Source organism: Parabacteroides sp. AF48-14 (genome assembly GCF_003477465.1).
Taxonomy (GTDB): domain Bacteria; phylum Bacteroidota; class Bacteroidia; order Bacteroidales; family Tannerellaceae; genus Parabacteroides; species Parabacteroides acidifaciens.
Map to the genome: position 1 here is coordinate 13,929 of NZ_QUDI01000023.1, position 25,158 is coordinate 39,086.

The window sequence follows — 25,158 nt, forward strand, 5'->3', positions numbered from 1 at the left end:
CTTATGATTTATAACTTTACGCACTTCGGCATCGTCCTGCTGTCGCTTCTTCCTGCCTTTGCCTCTGCACAGACCGAGACGGTGGAACTATCGCTGGAGCAATCCCTTACCCTACTGCAAAGCGGGAACAGGAGCCTGAAAATAGCCGGAAAGGAGGTGGAGATGGCGAAGAACGAACATCAGAAACTAAATGCCTTCTGGTATCCTTCGGTCAGTGCTTCGGGCGCTTATGTGCATATGTCGAACCCTGTCGAGGTACGCCAACCCCTGAACCAGTTCACCGACCCCGCCAAAGAGTATATCCATTCGATCATCCCGGATGACCAGCTGATCTCTTCCCTTCTCGACAAGATCGGACAGAACACGTTGACGCTGCCCCTCGTCTCGCAGAACATCACGTCGATCAATACCAGCCTGACCTGGCCCATCTTTACAGGTGGCAAACGCATCTATGCCAGTAAAATCGGCAAGACACTCGTCTCTGTAGCCGAGGTCAACCGTGAACAGGTCGGCGCTACCGAACAGGGCAAACTGATCGAATGCTACTTCGGCCTGCGCCTCGGCCAACGTGTCGTGGAGGTGAAAGCAGAAACCTACAATTCCCTGCAAACCCATTACGAACAAGCCCTGAAACTGGAACAGCAAGGCATGATCAACCGGGCCGAACGCCTTGTCGCCCAGGTTAGCATGGAAGAGGCGAAGCGCGAACTCGAATCTGCCCGGAAAGACCTCGATGTGGCCGCCCAGGCACTGAAGAGCCTGATCAACATAGAAGACGGCAAGGATATCCGTACGACAACATCCCTTTTCATCAACGAAAGCGTTCCCTCCGCCGGTTATTTCAAGGAGATGATTCCTTACAACAACTATCTCGTCAACCAACTGAAGCTGCAGGAGAACATCGCCGACAACCAGTTGAAGATCGGCCGGACAGGCTACCTCCCCAACATCGCGTTGATCGGCAAGCAGACTCTTTATGCAGATGGACTGGATAAATACCTGATGCCCCGTACGATGATCGGTGTCGGTTTCACCTGGAATATCTTTGACGGCCTCGATCGCGAGAAGCGCATCCGGCAGGCACGCCTCACCAGCCAGTCTCTGGCGATTGGCAAAGACAAAGCCGTAACCGACCTGCAGGTAGGCGTGGATAAGTTCTATACCCAGATGCAGAACGCAATGGACAATGTCAAAGCGCTGAACACGACGCTCGAGATGAGCACCGAACTGGTCCGCATCCGTGAGAAATCGTTCAAGGAAGGTATGGCCACCTCTTCCGATGTGGTGGACGCCGAAGTGATGCTCTCGAAGGTGAAGACAGCCTTCCTGCTCGCCTACTACCAGTACGACGTGGCACTTGCCAACCTGCTCTCCCTTTGTGGCATTCCCGAAGCTTTCCACCAATACCGGATGGATGGCAAAACAGAGATATTATAACAATAAAACCGTATAGTCATGGATAAAACGAAGAAATACCTGACGGTCGCCTTTCTTGTGGTGCTGGTCGCCGTCATCCTTATATCCTTTGCAGGTATGATACTGCTTAGGAACAAACCTGTGATCCTGCAAGGAGAAATCGAAGCAACCGAGATACGCATCTCCGGAAAGCTGCCCGGCCGTATCGACACATTCCTGGTGGAAGAAGGCAGTGGGTCAAGGCGGGCGACACCCTTGTCGTCATCAACAGCCCCGAAGCACTCGCCAAATACCAACAGGTGAACGCCCTCGAGAATATCGCCCGTTTCCAACACCAGAAGGTGGATGAGGGAACGCGCAAACAGATCATTGCCACCGCCCAGCAGCTCTGGAACAAATCCAAATCGGACCTGGAACTGGCAAAGACAACCTACACCCGTATCGAAGCCCTGTATCGGGACAGTGTTGTCACCTCCCAACGGCGCGATGAGGTGAAAGCCCTGTACGATGCCGCCCTTGCCGGAGAGCGGGCCGCCTGGAACCAATACCAACTGGCTCTCGACGGTGCGCAGATACAGGATAAGGAGAGTGCCCGTTCCTTAGTGAACGCAGCTAAAGGCTCTGTCGAAGAGGTAGCCGCCCTCCTTCAGGATGCCCGCTTGACAGCTCCCGAATCCGGCCAGATCTCGACAATCTTCCCCAAACGGGGGGAACTTGTCGGAGCAGGGATGCCCATTATGAACTTGATCGTGCTCGACGACGTGCATGTCGTCCTGAATGTCCGCGAAGACCGCCTGCCTTTCTTCCGGATGGGCGGGATGTTTACGGCCGATGTCCCGGCAATCGACAAGAAAGGTATCGAATTCCGGATTAACTATATCAGTCCCTTGGGCAGCTTCGCCACCTGGAAATCAACCAAGCAGACAGGAAGCTATGACTTGAAGACGTTCGAGGTTCATGCCCTGCCTGTTAACAAGGTAGAAGCCTGCGGCCCGGAATGTCGGTACTGGTTGATTTAAAAGATATAGATAAAACAGGTAAAAGATGATTTCAAACAAACATAACGCCTTTCAATCCGTCCTCCGCCGGGAACTCGACCGGATGGTGTCGCGCCGTCTTTACTTCGGGGTGTGCATTGTGCTGCCGCTGTTTTGTATCTTCTTTATGTCCACAATCTTTGGAAACGGACAGATGGAGAACATCCCTGTAGGCATTGTCGACCAGGATGAGACGGCCCTCTCCCGTGAAGTCGTCCGGCAAGTGGAGGCAGTCCCGACTTTTAAGGTCACAAAACATTATGCAGATCAAGAGGCAGCCCGCCGCGCAACCCAGACGAAAGAGATATACGGCTATCTCGTCATCCCCAACAATTTTGAAGCGGATGCCACCGCCGGGCGCGAGGCGACCTTGGCCTATTACTACCATTACGCCCTTCTTAGTGTCGGCGGCGAGGTGCACGGCGCTTTTGAAACCGTGCTCCGTCAGATATCCACCGGACCGATCGTGATGCAGGCCACAGCCTTAGGGATCGATGAAGAGCAGATTACGACCTTTCTCATCCCCGTCCGGGCCAGCAACCATCCCCTGTTCAATCCTGACCTGGACTACTCGATCTACTTGAGCAACCCCTTTTTCTTTATCTTCTTCCAGGTCATTATCCTGCTGACCACAGTCTATGCTGTCGGTAGCGAGATCAAGTTCGGGACCGGACGCGAGTGGCTCTCGGCGGCAGGCGGAAATATAGTGGTGGCGGTAGGCGGGAAGCTACTGCCTTATACCGTCATTTTTAGCCTGATGAGTATCTTGGCAAATTACGTGATGTTCGGTGTCATGCACATCCCTTTCAGCTGTGGCTTCTGGCCGCTTAACGGGACGGCGATTCTGTTTGTCATCTCCACGCAAGCCCTCGGCCTGTTTATCTTTTCCCTCTTTCCTGCACTTAGTCTGATTATCAGTATCGTGTCGATGGTAGGATCGCTCGGGGCAACGCTTTCCGGAGTAACCTTTCCTGCGCCTTCGATGTATGCGCCTGTCTATTACACCTCATACCTGTTCCCCGTCCGCCACTTTACCGAAATCTATCAGAACCTCCTTTATGGAGATTACGGCTTTGCCTATACATGGGTCAACTTCGCAGCACTCGCGGCCTTTCTGCTTCCGGCGCTGTTATTATTGCCTCGGCTGAAGAAAGCGGTTCTTTCACCCAAGTGGGCGTTGCCGGTCGAAAGCTGGTCCTGGAATACCGATAACACGAATAAATAGAGATGAATATGAAATTACTATCTATCATACGCGAAGAGTTCAAGACGATTGCCGGCAGTTTTGCCATCCTGCTCGTACTGATGGGCGGCATATTCATGTACGGATTATTGTATAATTATATGTATGCTCCGGACCTGGTGCGCAAAGTCCCGGTTGCCGTTGTCGACCGTTCCCATAGCGAACTGAGCCGCAAATATGTCCGCCTGCTGAATGCCACCCCACAGGTCAATATCGTGACAACAAGCGTCGAATACCCCGAAGCCCGCGATATGATGAAACAAGACCTCGTGGCCGGCATCCTGTATCTCCCGGAAGACTTCGAGGATCGTGTCGGCAGGGGTGAGCAGTCCATCTTTATTGTCTACGAATCGACGAGTGCCTTCCTCTATTACCTTGCCCTCCAGGAAGCCAGTGCCTCGTCCATGCTGGCTTTGAATGATGATTACCGGCCGGAGATGTTTGTCTTTCTCCCCAGCCAGTCAGCCGCGAAACTGTCGGCAGCTCAGGCGGTCAACGTCGTGGGTACAGCCCTCTACAATCCGACCAAAGGTTACGGCACTTACCTGATACCTGCCGTCCTTATCGTTATCATGTTCCAGACCCTCCTTATGGTCATCGGCATGGTGAGCGGTGACGAACGGCACAGCGGCTCGATCGTCCGTCTGGCCGGAACACCCGTTAATCTCTCCTTCGGAAAAATGGCGCAGGTGGTGATCGGGAAAACGTTTGTCTATGGCATCCTTTATGCTGTCTTCGCCCTCTTCCTCCTGGGACTGATCCCTTATATGTTCGGGCTCCCGGATATCGGGCACCCCCTGTATATCATTATGTTGATGATCCCTTTCTTGATGGCCACCAGCTTCTTCGGGCTGACTGCCTCACTCTTTTTCACCGATGGTGATGCTCCCTTATTAATGATCGCTTTCTTTTCTGTCGGCCTGATCTTCCTCTCCGGTGTTTCCTATCCATTGGAACTGATGCCCTGGTACTGGAAGCTCACGCACTACCTGATCCCGGCAGCCCCGGCCACAATGGCATACGTCAAACTGAATTCGATGGGTGCCTCGATAGTAGAAATACAGTCGGAATACATAACTCTTTGGGTACAGTGCATCTTCTATTTCATCACTGCCTGCCTTGTCTACCGGTATAATATCCGGAAAGCGGGATGTTTTGGACAAAAGAACATAAGAACAAATTAAGTACTGCAATACCATTTTACAGGAGATCCTGGCATTACATATTTTTTAACCATTACAGAAATAAAAGGCTTCCAAGCTATTAGAAACAAATATCACGCTAAAGACAGAAAAGCGCTTGCTTTGTAAAAAATAATATCTACTTTTGCACCCGGGTAAGTCCTACACGGCATGCTCCCTCGGAATCCCCCAGGGCTTGACCGCAGCAAGGGTACTTGGTTGTAGCGGCGCGATGTAGTAAGCTTACCCACCTGCCTCTTTAGCTCAGTTGGCCAGAGCACGTGATTTGTAATCTCGGGGTCGTTGGTTCGAATCCGACAAGAGGCTCAAAAGAATTGACAAGTAGAAATTGTCAATTGTCAGGTAATAAGAAGAGGAAGTTTTATGAAGAAGCTTCCTCTTTTTTATTTATATCGTATTGCATATTCTCGCAAAAGGATTAATTTTGCTGATGAGAACATAAAAACAGCATTGTCATGGAAGAGAATAAAGGTTTACTGTTGAAAAGTGCGATGTCTTATGGCTTGGCTATGGGAATCTTTTGGGTAATCAAATATCTGTTCCTTATTTTCGGATATTCCATCCCGGCACTCATCTATATATATGAACTATTATGCATTGCCGTCCCCTTTATCGCCTACTACATGACTAAACGCTACCGGCAGGATATCGGTGGGAATATCAGTTTTTTCCATGCCTGGCGATTCGGGATCATGCTGTACTTCTTTGCGGCATTAATCGTTTCGATCGAACATTTCATCTTCTTCCAGTTTATCGCTCCGCCCGACTTCATCAGCAACACGATGAACCAGGCAATGATTGCACTAAAGAATGCAAATGTCAGCAGTGAAGTGATCGACGCAATCAGCCGTACCAACTTCACTCCCATCCATATGGCTATTCAAGGTATTTTCAATAATATATTTTACGGAATCATATTATCCGTACCGGTAGCAGCGCTGGTCTGCCGCAAGCAAACAGCAGGTCCGGTGCCGGAAGAACAATAAGAAGCAAATAAAAACAAATAATGGACATATCAGTAGTTATACCACTGTACAATGAAGCCGAGTCTCTACCCGAATTGTTTGCATGGATAGAGCGGGTGATGAAAGAACATAATTTCAGTTACGAAGTAATCTTTATTAACGACGGGAGTACGGACAACTCTTGGGAAGTGATAGAATCATTAAAGAGCAAAGCGCCCGATGTGGTACGGGCTGTCAAATTCCGCCGTAACTACGGAAAATCCCCCGGTTTGAACTGCGGTTTCCGCTTGGCTACGGGAGACGTGGTCATCACAATGGATGCCGATTTGCAGGATAGTCCCGACGAGATACCGGAATTGTACCGGATGATCACCGAAGACGGCTACGACCTGGTATCCGGCTGGAAAAAGAAACGGTACGACCCGCTGACAAAGACGATCCCTACCAAGCTGTTCAATGCAACGGCACGTAAATTCTCAGGCATCAAGAACCTGCACGATTTCAACTGCGGACTGAAAGCCTACAAGAATATCGTGATCAAAAATATCGAGGTGTATAACGATATGCACCGCTATATCCCCTATCTGGCCAAGATTGCCGGATTCAACAAGATCGGCGAGAAAGTAGTGCAGCACCAGGCACGGAAATACGGAACGACCAAGTTTGGGCTGGACCGCTTTGTCAACGGTTACCTGGACCTGATCACACTGTGGTTCACGTCCAAGTTCGGCAAGAAGCCGATGCACTTCTTCGGGTTATGGGGAAGCGTCATGTTCTTTATCGGTTTCGTAGCACTGGTAATCGTGCTAAGCGCGAAGCTGATCTCTATCTGTTCCGGCGAATTGAGGCCGTTGGTAACCAATTCACCCTATTTCTACATCTCCCTGACCGCAATGATAGTCGGGACCCAACTGTTTCTGGCCGGATTCATCGGAGAACTGATATCAAGGGATTCACCGAACAGGAACAAATACAAAATAGAAACAGAGATATGATTGTTTTATGTCATTTATAGAAATAGTATTACTGGCTGTGGGATTGTCGATGGACAGTCTCGCAGTTTCTGTTACTGGAGGGGCTCTTATACAAAACTATAAACATCGCCACATGCTGAAGATCGGCTGTGTGATGGGAGTTTTTCAGGCCGGCATGACCCTTGCAGGGTATCTGGCGGGCATGAGCTTCAAGAAATATATCACGGCATTCGACCACTGGATCGCATTCCTGCTGTTGCTCTACCTGGGAAGCAAAATGATATATGAAAGCACCCGGGAGAAAGAAGAAGACAGCAAGACAAACCCACTGTGCTACAAGACACTCTGCGGTTTGGGCATTGCGACAAGCATCGATGCACTGGCCATCGGCATCTCGCTGGCCTGCCTGGAATCGACCATCGCATTGGAAGCATTGACAATCGGTGTGGTGACATTCCTGATCTCGGCGTTCGGCGTTTACTTCGGTAACCATTTCGGCCGTAAGATCAACCTCAAGCTGGACTTGATCGGCGGCCTGATACTCATCGCTATCGGCACCAAGATACTGATCGAGCATCTCTATTTCAACGGATAATAATAGCCGGCAACGCTATATATCCGGACCTGCTATCAGACATTGTAAAAATATATACCATGAAAAGCCAACAATTACGTAAATTAGCTCCGGAATTGGATTCGCTCCGGTTAGGAAGCGGATGGAGCATCGAAGACCTCGGTAAGTCGCAAATCATCGTGGAAAGCAGCTACGGACACAGCCATCCGGGCAGCGCCCACCTCGACCAGCTGGTCGCCGAAGCCGGCAAAGGCGTGAACGACGGAGGAGGCCGGGCCGCCAACTACTACGTGACCGATATCTGCGACGGGGAAGCACAGGGACACGACGGCATGAACTTCTCGCTCGTCTCCCGCGACATCATGGCCGCCATGATGGAAATCCACGTAAAAGCAACCCCCTTCGACGCAGGCGTCTACATTGCCAGCTGCGATAAATCCGTTCCCGCCCACCTGATGGCGATCGTACGGTTGGACATGCCCGCCGTCTTCATACCGGGAGGCATCATGAAAGCCGGTCCGAACCTGCTCACCCTCGAACAGATCGGCACCTACAGCGCCCAATACGAACGGAAGGAAATCAGTGAAGAGCAATTCATGGTCTACAAACGGGATGCCTGCCCCGAATGCGGCGCCTGCTCCTTTATGGGGACAGCCTCCACGATGCAGGTCATGGCAGAAGCATTGGGGATCGCCCTACCGGGTTCAGCCCTGATCCCGACACAAATCCACTACCTGAAAGAGATGGCCCGCCAAGCCGGCTACCGGGCGACCGAACTGGCCAAAGAGGACCTGAAGCCATCGGATATCATGACACGCAAGGCATTCGAGAATGCCATCATGGTACACGCCGCCATAGCCGGTTCGAGCAACAGCCTCCTGCACCTGCCGGCAATCGCCCACGAATTAGGTATCCAACTGCCCCCGGAACTGTTCGACGAAATCCACCGTAAGATCCCGTTCCTCCTCAACATCCGCCCCAGCGGTTTCTGGCCGGGCGAATATTTCTGGTATGCAGGCGGCGTCCCCGCCATCATGGAAGAGATCAAAGAGTTCCTGCATCTGGACGTACTGACCGTAACAGGCAAAACGTTAGGTGAAAACCTCGACACCCTGAAGCAGAGCGGCTTCTACGAAGGATGCCGTAAATACCTGCAAGCCCTCGGCGTAAAAATATCCGACATCATCAAACCCCTCGATAACCCGATCCGGGCACAAGGCGCCATCGCCATCCTGACGGGCAACCTCGCACCGGAAGGCGCCGTCGTCAAACATGCCGCCATCTCGCCCAAGCTGATGCAGGCGACCTTGAAAGCACGCGTATTCGGTTGCGAAGAAGACGCCCTCCAAGCCGTACTGACCAAAGACATCCAGCCGGGCGAAGCGTCTTCATCCGCTACGAAGGACCCAAAGGAAGCGGTATGCCCGAAATGTTCTACACGACAGAGGCCATTGCCTCCGACCCCGAACTGATCGAAACAATCGCTCTGATCACAGACGGACGCTTTTCGGGTGCCACGCGCGGCCCTGCCATCGGCCATGTCTCCCCCGAAGCCTCTGAGGGCGGCCCCATCGCCCTGGTGGAAAACGGCGACCTGATCCGTATCGACATCCCCGCCCGCAGGCTCGACATTACCGGAACCGGCGGTATCCCCAAAAGTCCCGAAGAGATGGAAGCAATCCTCTCCGAACGGCGTGCGAATTGGGTGCAACCCGCTCCACGCTTCAACACTGGTATTCTGAGTATTTTCACCCGCAACAGCGTTTCGCCGATGAAGGGTGCTTATATGGAGGATACCCGCCATGGCTGATCCGGCAACTTTACTGTTAGTCACGGTACTGGCTATCGGACTGTTGCTTGTACTGGTATTATGGATCAAACTGCATCCCTTCCTCTCGCTGCTGATCACGGCCATGTTCTTAGGTATCGCCTCCGGCATGCCGTTAGGGAAGGTGACCGACTCCATCCAAAGCGGCCTGGGCGGGACATTGGGCTTTGTGGCAACAGTTGTCGGCATCGGCAGCATCTTCGGCCAGATACTCGAAGCATCCGGCGGAACGGAAGCGATAGCCAAGACACTGATCCGCCGTTTCGGGAAAGAGAAGGCGCATTGGAGCCTGTCGTTCGCCGGGTTCCTGATTGCGATCCCCGTGTTCTTCGATGTGGGCTTCATCATCCTCGTGCCGGTCGTCTATGCATTGGCGAAAGACACCAAGAAATCGACTTTATTCTATGCCATTCCCCTACTGGCGGGGTTAGCTGTGACACATACGTTTATCCCGCCTACACCCGGTCCGGTGGCGGTTGCCGATATGTTAGGGGCCGACTTGGGATGGGTGATCCTGGTCGGGGCGATCATCGGCTTGCCTGTTGCTATCTTAGCGGGCCCGTTGTTCGGGAAATATATAGGGAACAAGATATATGTCGCGCCGCCACCCCACGTGATGGAAGAGTTGGAGAAAGGAGACCGGACGGACGAAGCCCATTCCCTCCCCTCCTTCGGCATGGTGTCTGCCATTATCGGCATCCCGCTGTTCCTGATGGTGATTAAATCGATGGTCGAACTGTTTATCAAGCTGGGATATATGGGGAAAGGAATCTTCTACGAAGTGACCTCTTTCCTGGGGCATCCGTTCACGGCGCTGATCCTTGCGACACTGATTGCCGCCTGGTTATTGGGCACACGGCGGGGCTACACCCGTAAAGAGCTGCTCGACATCAGTACGAAGGCACTGGCTCCGGCGGGCATGATTATCCTGATTATCGGTTCGGGAGGGGCATTCAAACAGATGCTGATCGACAGCGGTGTCGGCGATGTACTGGCACAACTGATCTCAAGGACGCAGTTCCCGCCGATCATACTCGCCTTTATCATTGCAGCGGCAGTCCGTATCATCCTGGGCTCTGCCACAGTCTCGATGATTACGGCAGCGGGATTGTCGGTCCTATACTGAGTGCCTATAGCCTTTCGGATATGCATTGCGCCTTGATTGTGATCTCGATCGCCTCCGGCGCCACCATCCTCTCACACGTCAACGACAGCGGCTTCTGGCTGGTCGGCAAATACTTGGGGCTGACAGAGGTCCAGACACTCAAATCATGGACAGTCATGGAAACGATCATCGCGTTAGGGGGATTCGGGTTGGCGTTGTTGTTGAGTTTGTTTGTATAAAAATACCCTGTTCCTACGCTTGATGCGAGAACAGGGCACTTTTAGTCTATATGGATATTCCTGGTTTGCTTGATCCGTTTGATGCTGGAAGCGGCATGAACGATGTCCAACACCTCAATGCGCTCCTCGCAAATACGGTAAATAATCAGGTGGGAATCCAGAATGATGTTCCGGTACATACGGGTTTTCGTAGTCAAGTGACGGCATTCGGGGTAATAGGGATAAGTCCTGTCTAATTCGTACAAAGCAGATTTTATCTTACAGATATAAGCTTCTGCTTGGAAATATCCAAATAAGTCAAGGCCTTGTTCATATACATTGCTATAACTTTCCCAAAAAACACTGCTTGCTATAATCGACTTCTTAGGAATTCCGCTTTCCATTGTTCAAACTGTTTGAAACCCTCATCTAAGGTCATAAACGGCCCCTGTTCGATCTCATGGATATGGTTCCAGAGTTCCTCTTGGGTAACATGGAAAGGTTTGTTGGGGTTCCAGTTGTCATGATTGGATAAGGCTTGGCTTTTCCGTACCCGGCCGGTTTTGGCGGGCTGGTTGACTTTGGGCGTAAGGTTACTTAATTTTGTCATAGTTGTAATTTGTTATAAATTAATGTATGGACAAAGATAGGGATTTAATTGGAATATAGGGAGGGCTGGACAAAAGAACATAAGAACAAATGATGATTTAACGGTATATCTCTTAATGGGGCGCTGCCCCATGCCTCAGGCTCTCTTTTGCCGTTCGTTTCAACGAACGGATTGATAAGTCCTCGGCTTTGCCGGATTCCTCTGTGGGTTTCAACCCCTTTCAATGATTTACAGGACAGCCCTTTATAAAAGGGGCTAAAGCCCACAGAGGAAGAGGCTCTGCCTCCTAATCCTTATAACCGTCCGTTGAAACGGACGGCAAAAGAGAGCCTGCGGCACGAGTAGAGATGCACGGCCGTGCATCTCTACACACCGTTAAATCATCCTCTACCTGATCACCACCTTATACGTCCTGCCGTCCACCCGGACGAGATACAAGCCGGCGGGGAGGCGGTGTTCCGTGCTGCCGGTGGTGCGCTGTTGTTTCAACAGGTGGCCGGTGAGGGTGTAGACGGAAAGCGTTTCTTCTTTCGGGGTGTATATATATAAGGTAGAGCCGAGGGCCTTTACCTGTACTTCGCCGTTGATGGCGGCGTTGGAGGTTGGGTCGTCGGGGGTATCGCCGCCAGGGATATCACCGCCAGGAGTGTCACCACCAGGGGTGTCACCACCAGGGGTATCGCCGCCGGGAGTGTCACCTCCGGGATTGTCGCCGCTTGGGTCGTCGTCATCGTCGCCGCCGGGAGTGACGGGGGGAACGGGTGGCGGGACGGGGCGGTCCTCAGTTCGAAGGTGATGTCGGCGTAGGTGGCCTCATTGCCGGCGACGTCTTTCACGGTCAATGACAGGGTATGGCTGCCTGCGGTGCCGGTTACGGTGAAGGAGCTTCGGGGTCGCCGTTTACATTGTCATTGTGCCCGACGTTGGCGGGGTCTGTGCTGCCATCATCCAGCGTGTAGCTGTAGGAGGCGATGCCGCTTGTGGCGTCGGTCAGGGTGAAGGTGGCTTCGAGGTAGGAGACTGTCGGGGCACCGTCTTTCAGGGCCGGGGCGGTATGGTCGTACTTCACATCCTTGGTCTTCTCGTAGACGATCTCCGTCGTGGTGCGGCGCAGGTTGTATTTGACGGTATAGCTGCCTTCGGTCGACCAGGTAAAGCTGCTTTCGTACGCCGGGTCGGCTTTCAGTTCGCTGCCTGTGAGGGCGATCACGAAGTCACCGGAGGCGGGGGCGGCGAAGATGATGCCGCCTTCGGTGGTGTACCAGCCATCGTTGCCACCGGCTTCATCCAACGTGATATCTATCGTGGAGGGGTCGGTATTGACATAAGTGGCCGTAACGGACTCGACGACGGTCAGGGCATATTTAGTCTTATACTCTTCCTTTAGGGTAAGCGTGCCTTTTTTGATGGTCCGGATACCGTCTGTGCCACTCTCTTCCAACTCCAATGCGCCCGTCAAGGGTTCGTCGCCATCGAGAATGCCGGTTACTTCATACAGGATCGATTCACCCTTATAGAGCTTCTGATCCTTTTCAGGGGTAACGGTCAGGTCGGCCAGCAGGTTGAAAGAGAGGTTGTCGTAGGTAACCTCATTCCCGGCGACGTCCGTAATTGTCAATACCAACGTGTGGGAACCGGCAGTGTTTTCTATAACAAGCTGGCAGCTGTTCTTTGGTGCATCTTCTACCTTTTCTGTCTGCTCTGTACCACCATCCAGCTTGTAACTGTAGGAAGCGATGCCGCTTGTGGCATCCGTCAGGGTGAAGGTTGCTTTCAGCTTGTCGATTACCGGATCATTCGCTGTGATTGCCGGGGCGGTATGGTCGATCTTAACCTCTTTGCTCTTGCTATACGTTGTCCCATTTCGTTGCAGGCTGTAGGAGACGGTGTTGGTTCCTTCGGCATTGGCAAAGACAAAGCTTTCACCGTAAGTCGGGGTAGAAGCATCGCCGTTTACCTGTGCTATCGTGAACCCGTCAGGTGCCGTAAAAGTAATCCCCTCTGTGGTCGTAAACCATCCGTTACTGCCGTTCGGGGTAAGCGTTACGTCTGCATCCTCAGGCTTTATATCGAAATGAGTAGCTTTTACGCCTGTGAGGAATTTCAGTTCATAAATAGCTGCACTCTCTGTTGTCAGTTCAAGCGTGCCTTTGTCGATAACCTTATTACTGATACTAAGCGCACCGCTGAACGCCACAGCCTTGTCTTTTATCTCCCCGTATGTCTCATACTCGATCGTCTCCCCTTTATAGAGAATCTGTCCCTCTTTAGGGGCGACGGTCAAAGGGGCTTTGGTTATAGTAAAAGATAACTCCAAAGGATTACCGGTAAGCCATGTACCTTCATTGGCCGTAACCTTAATCTTGCCTTTTCCGATATTGGTGTTATCTGAATACGACACACTATAAACATCCTCATTGCCAAGTCCCCCTTTCAACGTCACCCCCGGCTTTATCGTTTTGCCGGTATAAACATAATCCGGTATGGGGTTAGGAACAAACATATCTGCCGATAAGGCAAGTGCTGTTACTACGCTGTTGCTACCGGATGTCATAGTCCCGGTGAAAGTCCCTTTATTCACAATAGTCCCGCTATTTTCCAGCGTTCCATTCGAACAAACAATCGTCCCTTTGTTCACCACAATCGCATCCTCCGCCACCGTCAGTTTCTTGCCCTCATCTACCGTCAAAGTAAAACCGTCGGGTATGACCACATTCTCACTCAAGGTTACATCATTTCCATAAACTTTACCGGTCTTACCTTTAAACACGATGCCTTTCCATTGGCTCTCGCCTGTTGTGCTGCTTATCCCGGTGTTATCATCTTTTTTTGTGTTATAGGCAAAGACAACCGCTTTATCCGTGATCTCAACTGCCGTATTGGTTCCTCCTATAGGGGCAGTGTTGGCATCGTCATAGGTAGATGCATCCACCACTCCTCCGGAAATCTTGATTGTACCACCAGAGCCTGAATCTGTATAGCCTGCACCGGAACCAATAGCAGAGCCGCCAGAGTCTCCACGTGCCTTCACCAGCCCTCCCGTAATAGTAATATCTCCGGCACCGCCACCTTTGCCACCTCCAATAGCGGCACCGCCCGCATAGCTTGGTGCGTATATATTACCTCCACAGATTGTAATCGTTCCCCCATCGCAACCTTCGCTACCACCAATAAAAGCTCCTGTTGTAGTATTATACCCTGTTCCAACATGTATATTTCCACCATTAATTATTATTTCACCTGTATTGGGGGTAGAACTTCCAGCGCCTGCACCAATTCCAGCTCCAGAACTATTAACACTTATTTCAATCGTACCACTCTCAATTATTATTTTGCCACAGTGTTCACCACTGTTACCACCAATAGCAGCTCCTTTTTGGGAATTAGTCTTTAGCAACCCATCTCCTTTTATAGTCAGAGTTGCATCAGATGGAACATGTAAGCATGTATTATCATCTATCCAACTTCCCAATCTATTTTCCCCAGTAAGAAACAGAGTTGCCTCTACACCTTCAAACAAAGAAAGGGGGGAATGATCAGCTTTACTGTTAGTGGCCCATATTCCATTCAGCGTAATAGTATGCGTCCCACTTTTGACATCAATCGTATTTGTAGTGTTGCTACTCGAATTGCTCTGTGTAATCACATAACTGCCTGTAAACTTCGTTTCCTGTTTAGTCCCTTGTGTAGTATTCTGTGTATATCCTGTTTCGGTTATCGTAATGCTTCCCTGTGTTAAATCAAGCGTTTTTGTTCTCTCCTGTCCGTAAATATAAGTCGTAAAAAGCAGGGTGAGTGCTATCAGTAATGTTGTCCTCATTGTTTAATATGCTTAATGAATAATTTGTTGTGATTTGTAATCGGGTGGTAGTGCTTACCACTAATCGCACCCGATTGGTTAGAAGTAATCGCACCCGATTAGTGGTAAGCAATCGCATACGATTAGTTATAAGTAATCGCACCCTCCTACAAAATGCCGGGGCGTTCTACACCGCTATCCGGAGTGCCGTCAGTACATTTCAACTGCTTGCTGCTAAACTCAATGCGAGGCGCTTTAAGCTGTATGGCGCGATTGGTGTTTGCCCCTGCCTGTGTGATATGCACCAACTGATACATACTGCTGAGCTTCAACCCGCCGGGCACCATGAACATAAGGCGTTTCGGTTCGTTGTTGAGGACGACGGTTGCTTTGATGCGGGTGTCGTCCGCAGCGCCCACTTCCTGGATGTAGATGCCGACCGACTCGTCGTCGCCTTTCAAGGCGAGGTTGACGCCTTTGACTTCGAGCACCTGGCCGGAGGTGAGGCTCTTGTTCACTTCGCCGTTGACGGTGTTGATGATGGTGTCCATCTGGGCGTAATGCTGTGCCGGGCCCATATTTTCGACCATTGTTTCCAACATCGCCTTACGGACGTCGGGACCGACCGACATCGAGGCGGTCACCTCGTGCTTGGGCCGCGTGAACGGTTCGTTAGCGGAGTTGAAGACGCCTTTCACGCCGAAGCGGAGGGTGAAGAGGTCGAAGTTGATGTTATTGCCCTGCAACCCCATCTCGACGCCTTTTTCTGCCACCAGAAGGAAGTCTTCGAGCAGCTGTTCCTTGCGCTGCGTCGTGATTCCGCTGTTGACGACCAGTTGCGCCAGGTCGTCCAGTGTATAGGTCATACCTCCGATTATACTGAGCGTGTAATCGTTTTCGTCGGCTGTCAGGTTATTCGGGTTCGTGTTGCCCCGGAGCTTACCCGGCTTTACTTTTTTAGCATGATAGTTTTGTTTAGATGAATATTAGAAATTATATGCTCTGATAAAATGACTAATAAAAACGTACGTTTCATTCGTCATTTTAAAAGTGCTTCCCAGCCCTTATCAATAGAGGGTTACAGCCCTTCCATAGTACCTCTTTTGAAGGGTAATTGCAGTTTCGTAACAGCTTGATAATGAACCTATCCTTTTGTCGCATTTTGGGCTTTTTTACGTTTCGGGCAGATTTGGGGGTTTCGGGAGGTACGTGTTTTTTTGTATCTTTGTACACAAAATGATACAAAAATGTATAGGCTAATTCATTTATTGGTACTTTTAGGGGTTACCTCCTTCATTTCATGCAATAGTAAAAAGCAATATTTCGAAGAGAGCGGCACTGTGTTTCATACCTTATACAACATCAAGTATGAGGCGCCGCAGATCCTGACAGACAAAATCGACGCAGAGTTGCAACAATTTAACCTGTCTCTTAATCCGTTCAATCCCAATTCGATCATCGCAAAGGTCAATAACAACGACACGGTGGAGGTGGACGATTGGTTTACGGAAGTGTTCAACAAATCGATGGAAGTTTCGCGTAACTCGGATGGCGTTTTCGACATCACCTGCGCCCCACTGGTCAACGTCTGGGGATTCGGGTTCAGCAAGAAAGAGAGCGTGACGCCGGAGATGATCGACAGCTTGCGGGCGTTCGTCGGTTACCAAAAGGTGCATCTGGACGGCCGGCGGGTGGTGAAAGACGACCCGAGCTGCTGCTCAACTGTTCCGCCATCGCCAAGGGGTATTCGTGCGACGTGATTGCCCGCCTGCTCGAACGCGAGGGGGTGGAGAATTACATGGTCGACATAGGCGGCGAGGTGATGATGAAGGGCGTCAACCAGAATGGCGCGTGCTGGCGTGTCGGTATCAACCTGCCGGAAGACGACTCGACGGGCGTCGTGAACAAGTACGACGAGGTCATCCAGTTATGCCGGAAAGGGGCGATCGCCACTTCGGGCAACTACCGCAACTTCTACATCAAAGATGGCAAGAAATATGCCCATACGATCGATCCGCGAACCGGCTATCCCGCCCAGCAGAGCGTGTTGAGCGCAACAATCGTTGCCGACGACTGCATGACCGCCGACGCCTATGCAACGGCTTTCATGGCGATGGGATTGGAGAAGGCACGGCAGATGGCCGCCTCGTTGCCGGATATCGAATACTACGTAATCTATGCTGATGATAATGGAAAGCACCAGATTGAATATTCAAAAGGGATGCTCCAGTATCTGCCCAAACGAAAAGCGATGCTTAGCTCGGATAAACCCTGATTGATTAAATATGATAAAACACTTCCCTAACCAGTTCGAATGTAGAATGGCAAAGGCAGGCGAGGTTTTATGCAATACCGAAGACACCGGCAATGTGTTACTGTTTGTTTCGTCCGGAAAGGTGGCTGTCCTTAGCAGGGAACAGGCCCCGGTCATAGAAGTAGACGAAGGATATTTTGTATTATTACCTGCCGAAAAAAGCTTTATTGCCACAGCAGTTACCCCGGCGCAGACCGTGCTTATGCAGGCCGGTCCGCTTTCTGAAATAATAACGGACGACCCGGAATGGGATCCGGATCGTCCTGTGATACTCCCTATATTCCCATCTCTTGCCAAAACCTTATATCTGATCGAACATTATCATAAGGAGGAACGGAACAGGTTGAATTGAATGATGTGCTAAATCATCATTCAATTTATGATGCAACTGACCTTGTTCTTGATATCGTTTTGATGCAGGGTGACGAGCACCTTGTTGTTGTCGCTGTACTGCCAGTCGGTTACGGGGACGTTGTTTACCTGTACTTGGGTGGGGCGCTGCGAGGCGTCGATCTCCAGTTCGTATGTCCGCGACCGGTATATGCCGTCGTATGAGCCTTCGACGGGGAAGACGGTGAACTCGATCTTTTGCCCGCTTTGCCTGCATTCGAAGCGGGTGGCGGCGATGGCGCCCGTTTCGAAGTTGTAGGTGAGGCCGTCGTCTTCATACATCGTGTAGGAGGTGGTTCCTTTGGGGAAGACTTTCACCATTAAGGTGTCCAGGGGCTTCTCGCCGATATACTGCATTTCCTTTTGGAACGGGATGATGGCGCCTTCGCGGACAAACAACAGGCCGGCCCGGTTGTCGGGAACCGTATGCTGCACCTCGCGGCCTCCGGCGAGCTTCTCGCCTGTCCAGTAGTCGATCCAGTTGCCTTTCGGCAGGTAGATCGAATCGCTGAATATACCGACAAGGAAGTTCTCGCCGAACATATATTGATAGACCATATCGTCCGTCTTGCGGTCGTCGGGGAACATCAGCGGCATGGAGCGGACGATCGGCATGCCGGTCTGCGCGCCTTCCAAGGCTGCCGAATAGATATAGGGCATGAGGGAATAGCGCAACTTCACATAGTCGCGGTACATCTTCTTTTCCTTTTCCGGGAAGTAGAAGGGCTGGTGCAACGAGTACCAGCTGTTGATCTGCACCCAGGGCAGGAAGAGGCCGAAATGCAGGCTCTGCAATTCTTCGTCCTTATTCACATTCATCACGTCGCAGGATGTGTTCATGAAACCGCTCATCCCGAGGTTCAACTGGTCGAAGAGGGCGGTGCGCCCGCCTCCGTTATCGCCGCTGGTCGAGGCGCTCCAATGCTGGGTACCGGCCCAGCCGGCGGTGTAATGGTGCCAGGAACGGCGGCCGGTGTGCTTGCGGGTCATCTTGTACATTTGTTTCGGGAGAAGGACTTGGTTCAGGTTGTGCATTTCCTTATCCGTACGTCCGTTATAGTATTGGAAGTTCGGGTGTTCGTCGATCGTGCGGGCGGGGTCCAGCTTGAAGCCGTCTACGCCGTTGTCCATGAAATGGGTCAGGTGGTCCATCCAGTGTTCCAGGCCGGAAGTGTCTTTTCCGGCTGCGGCGGCCAATGCGTCCTCTTCGGCGATGCTCAGGTCATATTCTTCGCACAGCCAAAGCCCCAGGTGATAGCCCATCCCATGCAGGCGGCCGATCAGGAGGCGGTGGTTCTCCTTCTTCGGATAGCGGGTCGAATCCCAATAGGCTTCTGCCGAGAACAGCTTATAGTTCCATTTCTTCTTGGTCGAGAAGTCATAGCGTTTCTCCATCCACTGGGGTTCGAGCCAGAAGAGGTCGCAGGGTACGCCCATGTCGCGGAAACGGACGGCATCATTCAGGATATCGAACTGGTTTTCGAGCATGTTCGGTCCGAAGCATAAGCCGTACGCCCATTTCGGAAGCAGGTAGGGCTTGCCGGTAATAGTCGTGTAATGGTTGATCACGTCGGGCATCGAGTTACCGAACATCAGGTAGAAGTCAGCCTCGTCCGTCGTGTTATAGATGGAGAAGACATCCGGCTGGTAGCTGCCGATATCGAAGAAGTTCTTGCGTGTCGTATTGTTGAAGACACCCCAGTTTTCGGAGCTGATCATAAAGGGCATCGGTATCTCGGTGTGCTGGTACGTGGTCCACATGCGGAGCAGTTCGCCGCGGTGCTGGATATGGTCGCGGCTCGTGCTGCCGCCGCCATAGAAACGTTCGCCGTCTTTAAGGGAGATGGAAAGGATGCTGGTGTTTTTATAGTCACCGGTCTCCGCCATGTCCTTGGATGATCCTTTGCTGCTGTCGTCGCCGATGATCGTACCGTTGTTCGGCACTTTCATATCCTTATATTTGGCGTTGATGACTTTGCCTAAGTTCGTACAGAGCGGATCGGCGGAGGTCAGGAAGACGGCTTTTTCGATGATCACCCGGCCCTTGCGGTCGGCGACGGTGATGGCACCGGTCTTTTTATCGACTTTCAATCGGTAGGCGCCGGTCGATACTTCAAACTGCTGTTTGTTGTCTTTCGGGGAGACCGCTACGGGTTCCCAATCCGTTTTAATGATGCCGTAGCGTTGCATCAATGACTCTGAAAAGGCTGGACGGGGCGTAACCCGTATCCGGAATATTCCATCCGTGCATACCTCCACATTCATATTCAGCCCGTTCTGCAGGCGGACGTCAAAGGTCTGTTTTCCATTCGCCGCAAAGACGGACTGCAGGAAAAACAGGCTTACAAGCAAATAGTAGATCTTTTTCATGATACTCAAAAGTTAATATCACAAAAGTACAGACTTCCTATTTGCCTTACCTTCAATAAATCACCTTAAAACATAGAATTTTGTCAATTCTTTACAGCTTCTTCAGCTCCTGATAGAGAAGCCGGACGGGCAGGCCCATGACATTGTAGAAGCTGCCGTTGATGGCTTCGACCGCCACATACCCGATCCATTCCTGTATGCCGTAGCTGCCGGCTTTGTCGAAGGGATGGTATTTATCTACATAATAGATGATTTCCTCGTCGTCCAACTCGGCAAAGCAGACTGCCGATGCGGCGGAGAAAGAGATGGTTTTCTCCTTTGTCGTGATGCAGACACCCGTTACGACCTCGTGGACACGGCCGGAGAGTTTCCTCAGCATGGCGATGGCGTCTTCACGGTCTTTCGGCTTCCCCAGTATCTCATCAAAGGTCCACACGATCGTATCGGCCGTTATCAGCAACTCGTTGTCGGGCATTGTTTGCAGATAGGCTTCCGCCTTTTTCCGGGCCAGATAGACAGGGATGTCTTCCGCCTTTAATGTCTCCGGGTATGATTCGTCTATGCCGGGGATCACCTGCACTTCAAAATCAATATCCAATCCCGCCAGTAACTCACGCCGGCGGGGGGAGTTGGAGCCCAGGACGATCTTATATTTCTTTAAATTAGGTAATACCATATCTCATAATTCATAATTAATATCTCTCCTTTTCTTCTCTTACCAACCGAACGCCTCGTCTCCCATCCAGTGCCCCTGCGCCTTCATCGTCTGTTCGATGATATCGCGGGCGACACCTTCTCCCCCGTTTTTATGGGAGATATACTTGGCTATGCGTTTAATCTCCGGTGCGGCATCGGCAGGCGCCACAGGCAAACCGACCAGCTGCATCACTTCGTAGTCGGGTATATCGTCACCCGCATACATCACCTCTTCGGGCTGCAACCCCGTCTTTTCCAGGAAATCCCGATAGTCATGGACCTTGACGGCGCTCTTCATATATATATGGGTAATGCCGAGACGGGAGAAACGAATCTTCACTGCCTCCGTATAACCGCCGGTAATGATCGCTACCTGGTATCCCTTCTTGACGGCAAGCTGCAAGGCGTAACCATCCTTTATATTGACAGTGCGCATGGGATCGCCGTTGGGATGCAACGAGACTACGTCGCACGACAGGACACCGTCCACATCAAAAACAAATGCCTTTATCTTATTCAGGTCATAATTGATACTGCTCATATTTGTGCCTCCTTATGTATGCTCTGGCTGATCAGCTGGTAGACAGACCGCATATCGGGGTCGTCCAGCATGGCCAGGTGTTTATTGATTACATTCTCGTCATAGCGGATAGCCGGACCGGTCTGCGCCTCGGCAGGCGTCATCGTATGCACCTTGGCTGCCGTCTCGTCGATAAGCGGCAGCAGGACATCGGCCGGTATCTCCTGCCCCTGTAATATTTTAACAGCTAACGCATAAATATGGTTGGTAAAATTACAGGCAAAGACGGCGGCCAGATGGAGGCTTTTACGTTTGTCGGACGACAGGAAACGGACATTCCCGGAAAGCGCTCCGGCTATCTGTTGCAGTTTGCCGGCGTTCTCCGGCGTATTGGCTTCCAGGAAAAAGGGGATCACGCTAAAGTCTACGGGACGCGCTTTGCTGAAGGTTTGCATGGGATACATGACTCCATAATCGGCTGTATATCCGCTGAAGACATCCATCGGCATACTGCCTGCCGTATGCACCCACAACCCGTTGTTCGGCCTGATCCGGGCGATCACGTCTGCCAACACTGTATCTTTCAGGGAAAAGACATACAGGTCGGCATCCGTATCGACCTCTTCAGGAACAGTTGTCCAGGGGCAGCCCAACTGCGCTGCCAGTCGCTCGGCGTTTTCCGGTGTATGGCTATATACCTGCCCGATCCGCATACCTTTCCGGTGCATTTCGAGCGACAGACGGGTCGCCAGGTTGCCGGAACCTAAAAAGATGATCTTCATGCTTCTTCCGGTCCGTTTTCGCCCGGCATGGGATATGAGCCTAAATGTATCTTTTCCCATTGCAAGTGGGATTCGTCAAACGGTTTCCGTTCCTGGTCCTTATATCCGAAACCGATAATGGAAAGGACTTCTAACTGGTACGGGATATTCAGCAGACCGCGTACATACTGGGCAGCATCCGCATCGTCTTCCGTCTGGCGGTTCCGGATCTGACACCAACAGCTGCCCAACCCGAGGTCTTCGGCCTGCAACTGCATATAGATGGAGGCGACGGAAGCGTCTTCCACCCAAACATCGCTTTCCATCACATTCGCCAGTACCACGACTGCCAACGCGCAATCTTTCAGGAAGGCGGCGCCCACCGGTTTGCATTCCGACAGCTTTGCCAACATATCCTTGTCTTCCACGACAACGAACTGCCAGGGGTTCTTCCGCTTGGAAGCGGGTGCCATAAGGGCGGCTTTCAATATCATTTCCACCTGTTCCGGATTCAATAACCGGTCCGTAAACTTACGGGTACTTCTTCTGTTTTTTATCAGTGTTGAGAAACTTTCCATTTATATCTTACTTTATATATATTGCTAAACAGATAACAAAGGTAATTATTTAGGTGATAAAGAACAAAAGAATGAACAAGTTTGGGGCATACGGAAAATAAATCCTTATTTCCTGCGTTAGTAAAGCTATAACTATAATAGATTATGAAGATTCGTGCAATAGCTGCGCTACTATTTATATTATTTTCGATACCGGCTTTCGGACAGGGACGTGCCAAAATCAGCGGTTATGTCCGCGATGCAGACGGCAACCCGCTCGAGCTGGTCAATATCCGGGTGAAGAATACGTTGAACGGAACGATGAGTAATGAAAAAGGCCACTACTCGCTCTCGGTTGCGACCGGGGATTCGGTCACGCTTATCTATTCATGCCTCGGCTACAACAAGGCAGAACGGATTATTCCACAGGTAACTAAAGACATGCGGCTCAATGTCCAGATGAACTACACCTCCATCGAACTGGGGGAAGTCACCACCACCGCAATCCGCAAACAGACAACAACCCTTGAAACGCTGAATGCCGACCGGGTGAAGCTACTTCCCGACCCTGCCGGGGGGAGCATCGAAAGTCTGGTCGTTACGTTTGCCGGCGTCTCTTCAAACAATGAGCTTAGTTCGCAATACTCGGTCCGGGGAGGAAGCTATGACGAGAATATCGTCTATGTCAACGGCCTCGAAGTATTCCGTCCGCTCCTGATCCGTTCCGGACAGCAGGAAGGGCTCAGCTTTATCAATCCGGACCTGACGGAATCCGTCAATTTCTCCGCCGGAGGGTTCGAAGCGCGTTACGGGGATAAAATGAGTTCCGTATTGGATATCACATACAAAAAACCCAAAATGTTTGAAGGGTCGGCCTCTGCCAGCCTGTTAGGCGCCAATGCCTATATCGGAAGTTCTTCGGGGAAATTCACACAAGTAACCGGTTTCCGTTACAAGACAGGCCGTTCGCTGTTAAAGACCACCGATACGGACGCCGAATACGACCCGAACTTCATCGACCTGCAGACCTATATGACCTACCAGCTTGCCCCTAAATGGGAAGTGAACTTCCTGGGTAACTTAGCGATCAACAAATATACATTCATCCCGCATACACGGGAAACGTCTTTCGGTACGGCAACCAATGCGAAAAAGTTCATGGTGTATATGAACGGACAGGAACGGGACAGGTTCGAGACCCTGTTCGGGGCACTGACACTGAAACATAACCCCAACGAACATACCGAATTGGGCCTGCAAGCCTCCGCCTTTACCAGTAAAGAAGAGGAAGGATATGACATTGCCGGTGATTACTGGTTGGGAGATGCCGCCGAAGAAAACGGCGGAGATATGCAGGAACTGTCCGTAGCCCGCTATAACGAGCATGCCCGCAACCGGTTACATTCGAATATCATGAACGTCGGCCACTATGGAGTCGCCCGCCTGAAGAACAACACCTTGAAGTGGGGCGCAACCGTACAGATGGAGAAAATCAACGATAAAATCAGTGAATGGGAAAAGCGGGACTCCGCAGGTTACTCGCTCCCGCAAGGCGGCGGAACGGTTAACGTGATCGCCAACCTGTTTTCCGACAACGAACTGGAAAGTACCCGCATCTCCGGCTACCTGCAGGATATATTCAAATTCCGTACCAAGCAAGGATTATTCACGGTAGTAGGCGGTGTTCGCGGTAGTTATTGGAGCTATAATAAGGAATTTATATTCAGCCCGCGTGTTTCGCTCGGGTTCATTCCGAACTTCGACCAGAACCTGACTTTCCGCCTGGCTTCCGGCTTGTACTACCAGTCTCCGTTCTATAAGGAGCTGCGCACTACCGTACAAGACGAATATGGCAACAGCATCATCCAGCTGAACGAGAATCTGAAATCCCAACGCTCCATACATGTCATTGCCGGTGGCGATTATACCTTCCGGGCATCGGGCCGTAACTTCAAGCTCAGCGCCGATATGTATTATAAAAAGCTGGACAACCTGAATCCTTACACCGTAGACAATGTGAAAATCCGTTACTACGGGGAGAACTGCGCCCAAGGCCATGCGATGGGACTCGATGTCAAATTCTTCGGAGAGTTTGTTCCGGGCACAGACTCCTGGATCAGCTTCTCGCTGATGAAGGCGGAACAGAGCATCCGGGGCAGCAAATATGTTCCGATGCCGAACAGCCAGGGATATAACGTATCGGTCTTTTTCCAGGATTATTTCCCCGGCTACAAACGTGTCAAGCTGAATTTGAAAGGCGTATTGTCCGGCGGCCTTCCCGTCACAGCCCCACGTACAGGCTATGAAGACGGTTATTTCCGCACGCCGGCCTACAAGCGTGTAGACCTCGGTTTCTCTTATCAGCTTGCCGGAGGAACGGATGCGATCATGGACCGGGGCTTCTTCCGCAACCTGAAAAACATCTGGCTGGGACTCGATGTGTTCAACCTGTTCGACATAAAGAATACAAGCTCTTATTATTGGATCACGAACATCGACAACCATCAATACGCAATCCCGAATTACCTGACCGGGCGCCAATTGAATGTCCGTCTTATTGTAGACTTCTAAAAAAGCGC

19 protein-coding genes, 1 tRNA gene and 4 pseudogenes are annotated in these 25,158 nt (G+C 51.2%); 13 read left to right on the top strand and 11 right to left on the bottom strand.

Annotated elements, in window-relative coordinates:
• Positions 1 to 3: 3 nt before the first annotated feature.
• The 10 genes and pseudogenes from DW083_RS12000 (at position 4) to DW083_RS22830 (ending at position 10,583) form a co-directional block, all read left to right on the top strand.
• A complete protein-coding gene (locus tag DW083_RS12000) occupies positions 4 to 1,437 on the top strand; it encodes a TolC family protein (protein WP_122332514.1) in 1,434 nt (477 codons plus the stop codon).
• An 18-nt stretch (positions 1,438 to 1,455) separates the two neighbouring features.
• Positions 1,456 to 2,464 (top strand): annotated as a pseudogene (locus tag DW083_RS12005) (HlyD family secretion protein).
• The gene (locus DW083_RS12010) at positions 2,461 to 3,678 is read left to right on the top strand and encodes an ABC transporter permease (protein WP_122332515.1); all 1,218 of its coding nucleotides are present in this window, start codon (positions 2,461 to 2,463) and stop codon (positions 3,676 to 3,678) included. The pseudogene DW083_RS12005 and the gene DW083_RS12010 overlap by 4 nt, the downstream one beginning before the upstream one ends.
• Positions 3,679 to 3,680: 2 nt before the next feature.
• Positions 3,681 to 4,880 carry an ABC transporter permease gene (locus DW083_RS12015; RefSeq protein WP_122332516.1) on the top strand — a complete coding sequence of 400 codons (1,200 nt, stop codon included), beginning with the start codon at positions 3,681 to 3,683 and terminating at the stop codon, positions 4,878 to 4,880.
• 250 nt (positions 4,881 to 5,130) lie between these two features.
• Positions 5,131 to 5,204, top strand: a tRNA-Thr gene (locus tag DW083_RS12025).
• A 149-nt stretch (positions 5,205 to 5,353) separates the two neighbouring features.
• On the top strand, positions 5,354 to 5,884 hold the full coding sequence (locus DW083_RS12030; RefSeq protein WP_115500960.1) for a DUF4199 domain-containing protein: 531 nt from the start codon (positions 5,354 to 5,356) through the stop codon (positions 5,882 to 5,884).
• Between the two features lie 20 nt (positions 5,885 to 5,904).
• Positions 5,905 to 6,858 carry a glycosyltransferase family 2 protein gene (locus DW083_RS12035; protein ID WP_115500959.1) on the top strand — a complete coding sequence of 318 codons (954 nt, stop codon included), beginning with the start codon at positions 5,905 to 5,907 and terminating at the stop codon, positions 6,856 to 6,858.
• 7 nt (positions 6,859 to 6,865) lie between these two features.
• Positions 6,866 to 7,432: a manganese efflux pump MntP family protein gene (locus DW083_RS12040; protein ID WP_122332517.1), complete on the top strand. Its 567-nt coding sequence runs from the start codon at positions 6,866 to 6,868 to the stop codon at positions 7,430 to 7,432.
• Between the two features lie 59 nt (positions 7,433 to 7,491).
• Positions 7,492 to 9,221: pseudogene (gene ilvD, locus DW083_RS12045) on the top strand (dihydroxy-acid dehydratase).
• Positions 9,214 to 10,583 (top strand): annotated as a pseudogene (locus tag DW083_RS22830) (gluconate:H+ symporter). Before ilvD ends, DW083_RS22830 begins: the two co-directional pseudogenes overlap by 8 nt.
• A gap of 41 nt (positions 10,584 to 10,624) precedes the next feature.
• On the opposite strand, the gene DW083_RS23365 reads toward DW083_RS22830, so the two are convergent.
• From DW083_RS23365 to DW083_RS12080, 6 genes are all read right to left on the bottom strand, one after another.
• Positions 10,625 to 10,966: a type II toxin-antitoxin system RelE/ParE family toxin gene (locus DW083_RS23365; protein ID WP_122332518.1), complete on the bottom strand. Its 342-nt coding sequence runs from the start codon at positions 10,964 to 10,966 to the stop codon at positions 10,625 to 10,627.
• Positions 10,933 to 11,172 carry a hypothetical protein gene (locus DW083_RS22840; RefSeq protein WP_122332519.1) on the bottom strand — a complete coding sequence of 80 codons (240 nt, stop codon included), beginning with the start codon at positions 11,170 to 11,172 and terminating at the stop codon, positions 10,933 to 10,935. The genes DW083_RS23365 and DW083_RS22840 overlap by 34 nt, the downstream gene beginning before the upstream one ends.
• A 387-nt stretch (positions 11,173 to 11,559) precedes the next feature.
• Complete coding sequence (locus DW083_RS23630) at positions 11,560 to 11,661, bottom strand: hypothetical protein (protein WP_370039063.1); 102 nt, start codon at positions 11,659 to 11,661, stop codon at positions 11,560 to 11,562.
• A gap of 77 nt (positions 11,662 to 11,738) precedes the next feature.
• A complete protein-coding gene (locus DW083_RS22005; RefSeq protein ID WP_147382133.1) occupies positions 11,739 to 12,008 on the bottom strand; it encodes a hypothetical protein in 270 nt (89 codons plus the stop codon).
• A 35-nt stretch (positions 12,009 to 12,043) separates the two neighbouring features.
• The gene (locus DW083_RS12070; RefSeq protein ID WP_147382134.1) at positions 12,044 to 14,992 is read right to left on the bottom strand and encodes a hypothetical protein; all 2,949 of its coding nucleotides are present in this window, start codon (positions 14,990 to 14,992) and stop codon (positions 12,044 to 12,046) included.
• A 146-nt stretch (positions 14,993 to 15,138) separates the two neighbouring features.
• Positions 15,139 to 15,882: a DUF4469 domain-containing protein gene (locus DW083_RS12080; protein ID WP_255419821.1), complete on the bottom strand. Its 744-nt coding sequence runs from the start codon at positions 15,880 to 15,882 to the stop codon at positions 15,139 to 15,141.
• 336 nt (positions 15,883 to 16,218) lie between these two features.
• On the opposite strand from DW083_RS12080, the pseudogene DW083_RS12085 reads away from it, so the two are divergent.
• Positions 16,219 to 17,246 (top strand): annotated as a pseudogene (locus tag DW083_RS12085) (FAD:protein FMN transferase).
• Between the two features lie 10 nt (positions 17,247 to 17,256).
• Positions 17,257 to 17,637: a hypothetical protein gene (locus tag DW083_RS12090; protein WP_115500163.1), complete on the top strand. Its 381-nt coding sequence runs from the start codon at positions 17,257 to 17,259 to the stop codon at positions 17,635 to 17,637.
• Between the two features lie 20 nt (positions 17,638 to 17,657).
• Here the strand turns inward: DW083_RS12090 and DW083_RS12095 are convergent, their stop codons facing one another.
• The 5 genes from DW083_RS12095 to DW083_RS12115 all read right to left on the bottom strand — a co-directional run bounded on the left by DW083_RS12095 (position 17,658) and on the right by DW083_RS12115 (position 22,600).
• Entirely contained in the window at positions 17,658 to 20,045 is a 2,388-nt protein-coding gene (locus tag DW083_RS12095; RefSeq protein WP_122332559.1) for a TIM-barrel domain-containing protein, read from the bottom strand.
• A gap of 91 nt (positions 20,046 to 20,136) precedes the next feature.
• The gene (locus tag DW083_RS12100) at positions 20,137 to 20,721 is read right to left on the bottom strand and encodes a Maf-like protein (protein WP_122332524.1); all 585 of its coding nucleotides are present in this window, start codon (positions 20,719 to 20,721) and stop codon (positions 20,137 to 20,139) included.
• Positions 20,722 to 20,760: 39 nt separating this feature from the next.
• The gene (locus tag DW083_RS12105; RefSeq protein ID WP_115500165.1) at positions 20,761 to 21,282 is read right to left on the bottom strand and encodes an HAD family hydrolase; all 522 of its coding nucleotides are present in this window, start codon (positions 21,280 to 21,282) and stop codon (positions 20,761 to 20,763) included.
• Positions 21,279 to 22,043: a Rossmann-like and DUF2520 domain-containing protein gene (locus tag DW083_RS12110; RefSeq protein ID WP_122332525.1), complete on the bottom strand. Its 765-nt coding sequence runs from the start codon at positions 22,041 to 22,043 to the stop codon at positions 21,279 to 21,281. Before DW083_RS12110 ends, DW083_RS12105 begins: the two co-directional genes overlap by 4 nt.
• Positions 22,040 to 22,600 (bottom strand): nitroreductase family protein, encoded by a 561-nt coding sequence (locus DW083_RS12115; protein ID WP_122332526.1) that lies wholly within the window; start codon positions 22,598 to 22,600, stop codon positions 22,040 to 22,042. Before DW083_RS12115 ends, DW083_RS12110 begins: the two co-directional genes overlap by 4 nt.
• A gap of 144 nt (positions 22,601 to 22,744) precedes the next feature.
• On the opposite strand from DW083_RS12115, the gene DW083_RS12120 reads away from it, so the two are divergent.
• Complete coding sequence (locus DW083_RS12120) at positions 22,745 to 25,150, top strand: TonB-dependent receptor (protein ID WP_122332527.1); 2,406 nt, start codon at positions 22,745 to 22,747, stop codon at positions 25,148 to 25,150.
• The last annotated feature ends 8 nt before the right edge of the window (positions 25,151 to 25,158 follow it).

Excerpts from the sequence above, each read along its gene's own strand:
- DW083_RS12000 (WP_122332514.1), top strand. The coding sequence starts at position 4 with ATGATTTATAACTTTACGCACTTCGGCATCGTCCTGCTGTCGCTTCTT.
- DW083_RS12010 (WP_122332515.1), top strand. The coding sequence starts at position 2,461 with ATGATTTCAAACAAACATAACGCCTTTCAATCCGTCCTCCGCCGGGAA.
- DW083_RS12015 (WP_122332516.1), top strand. The coding sequence starts at position 3,681 with ATGAATATGAAATTACTATCTATCATACGCGAAGAGTTCAAGACGATT.
- DW083_RS12030 (WP_115500960.1), top strand. The coding sequence starts at position 5,354 with ATGGAAGAGAATAAAGGTTTACTGTTGAAAAGTGCGATGTCTTATGGC.
- DW083_RS12035 (WP_115500959.1), top strand. The coding sequence starts at position 5,905 with ATGGACATATCAGTAGTTATACCACTGTACAATGAAGCCGAGTCTCTA.
- DW083_RS12040 (WP_122332517.1), top strand. The coding sequence starts at position 6,866 with ATGTCATTTATAGAAATAGTATTACTGGCTGTGGGATTGTCGATGGAC.
- DW083_RS23365 (WP_122332518.1), bottom strand. The coding sequence starts at position 10,966 with ATGGAAAGCGGAATTCCTAAGAAGTCGATTATAGCAAGCAGTGTTTTT.
- DW083_RS22840 (WP_122332519.1), bottom strand. The coding sequence starts at position 11,172 with ATGACAAAATTAAGTAACCTTACGCCCAAAGTCAACCAGCCCGCCAAA.
- DW083_RS12070 (WP_147382134.1), bottom strand. The coding sequence starts at position 14,992 with ATGAGGACAACATTACTGATAGCACTCACCCTGCTTTTTACGACTTAT.
- DW083_RS12090 (WP_115500163.1), top strand. The coding sequence starts at position 17,257 with ATGATAAAACACTTCCCTAACCAGTTCGAATGTAGAATGGCAAAGGCA.
- DW083_RS12095 (WP_122332559.1), bottom strand. The coding sequence starts at position 20,045 with ATGAAAAAGATCTACTATTTGCTTGTAAGCCTGTTTTTCCTGCAGTCC.
- DW083_RS12100 (WP_122332524.1), bottom strand. The coding sequence starts at position 20,721 with ATGGTATTACCTAATTTAAAGAAATATAAGATCGTCCTGGGCTCCAAC.
- DW083_RS12105 (WP_115500165.1), bottom strand. The coding sequence starts at position 21,282 with ATGAGCAGTATCAATTATGACCTGAATAAGATAAAGGCATTTGTTTTT.
- DW083_RS12110 (WP_122332525.1), bottom strand. The coding sequence starts at position 22,043 with ATGAAGATCATCTTTTTAGGTTCCGGCAACCTGGCGACCCGTCTGTCG.
- DW083_RS12115 (WP_122332526.1), bottom strand. The coding sequence starts at position 22,600 with ATGGAAAGTTTCTCAACACTGATAAAAAACAGAAGAAGTACCCGTAAG.
- DW083_RS12120 (WP_122332527.1), top strand. The coding sequence starts at position 22,745 with ATGAAGATTCGTGCAATAGCTGCGCTACTATTTATATTATTTTCGATA.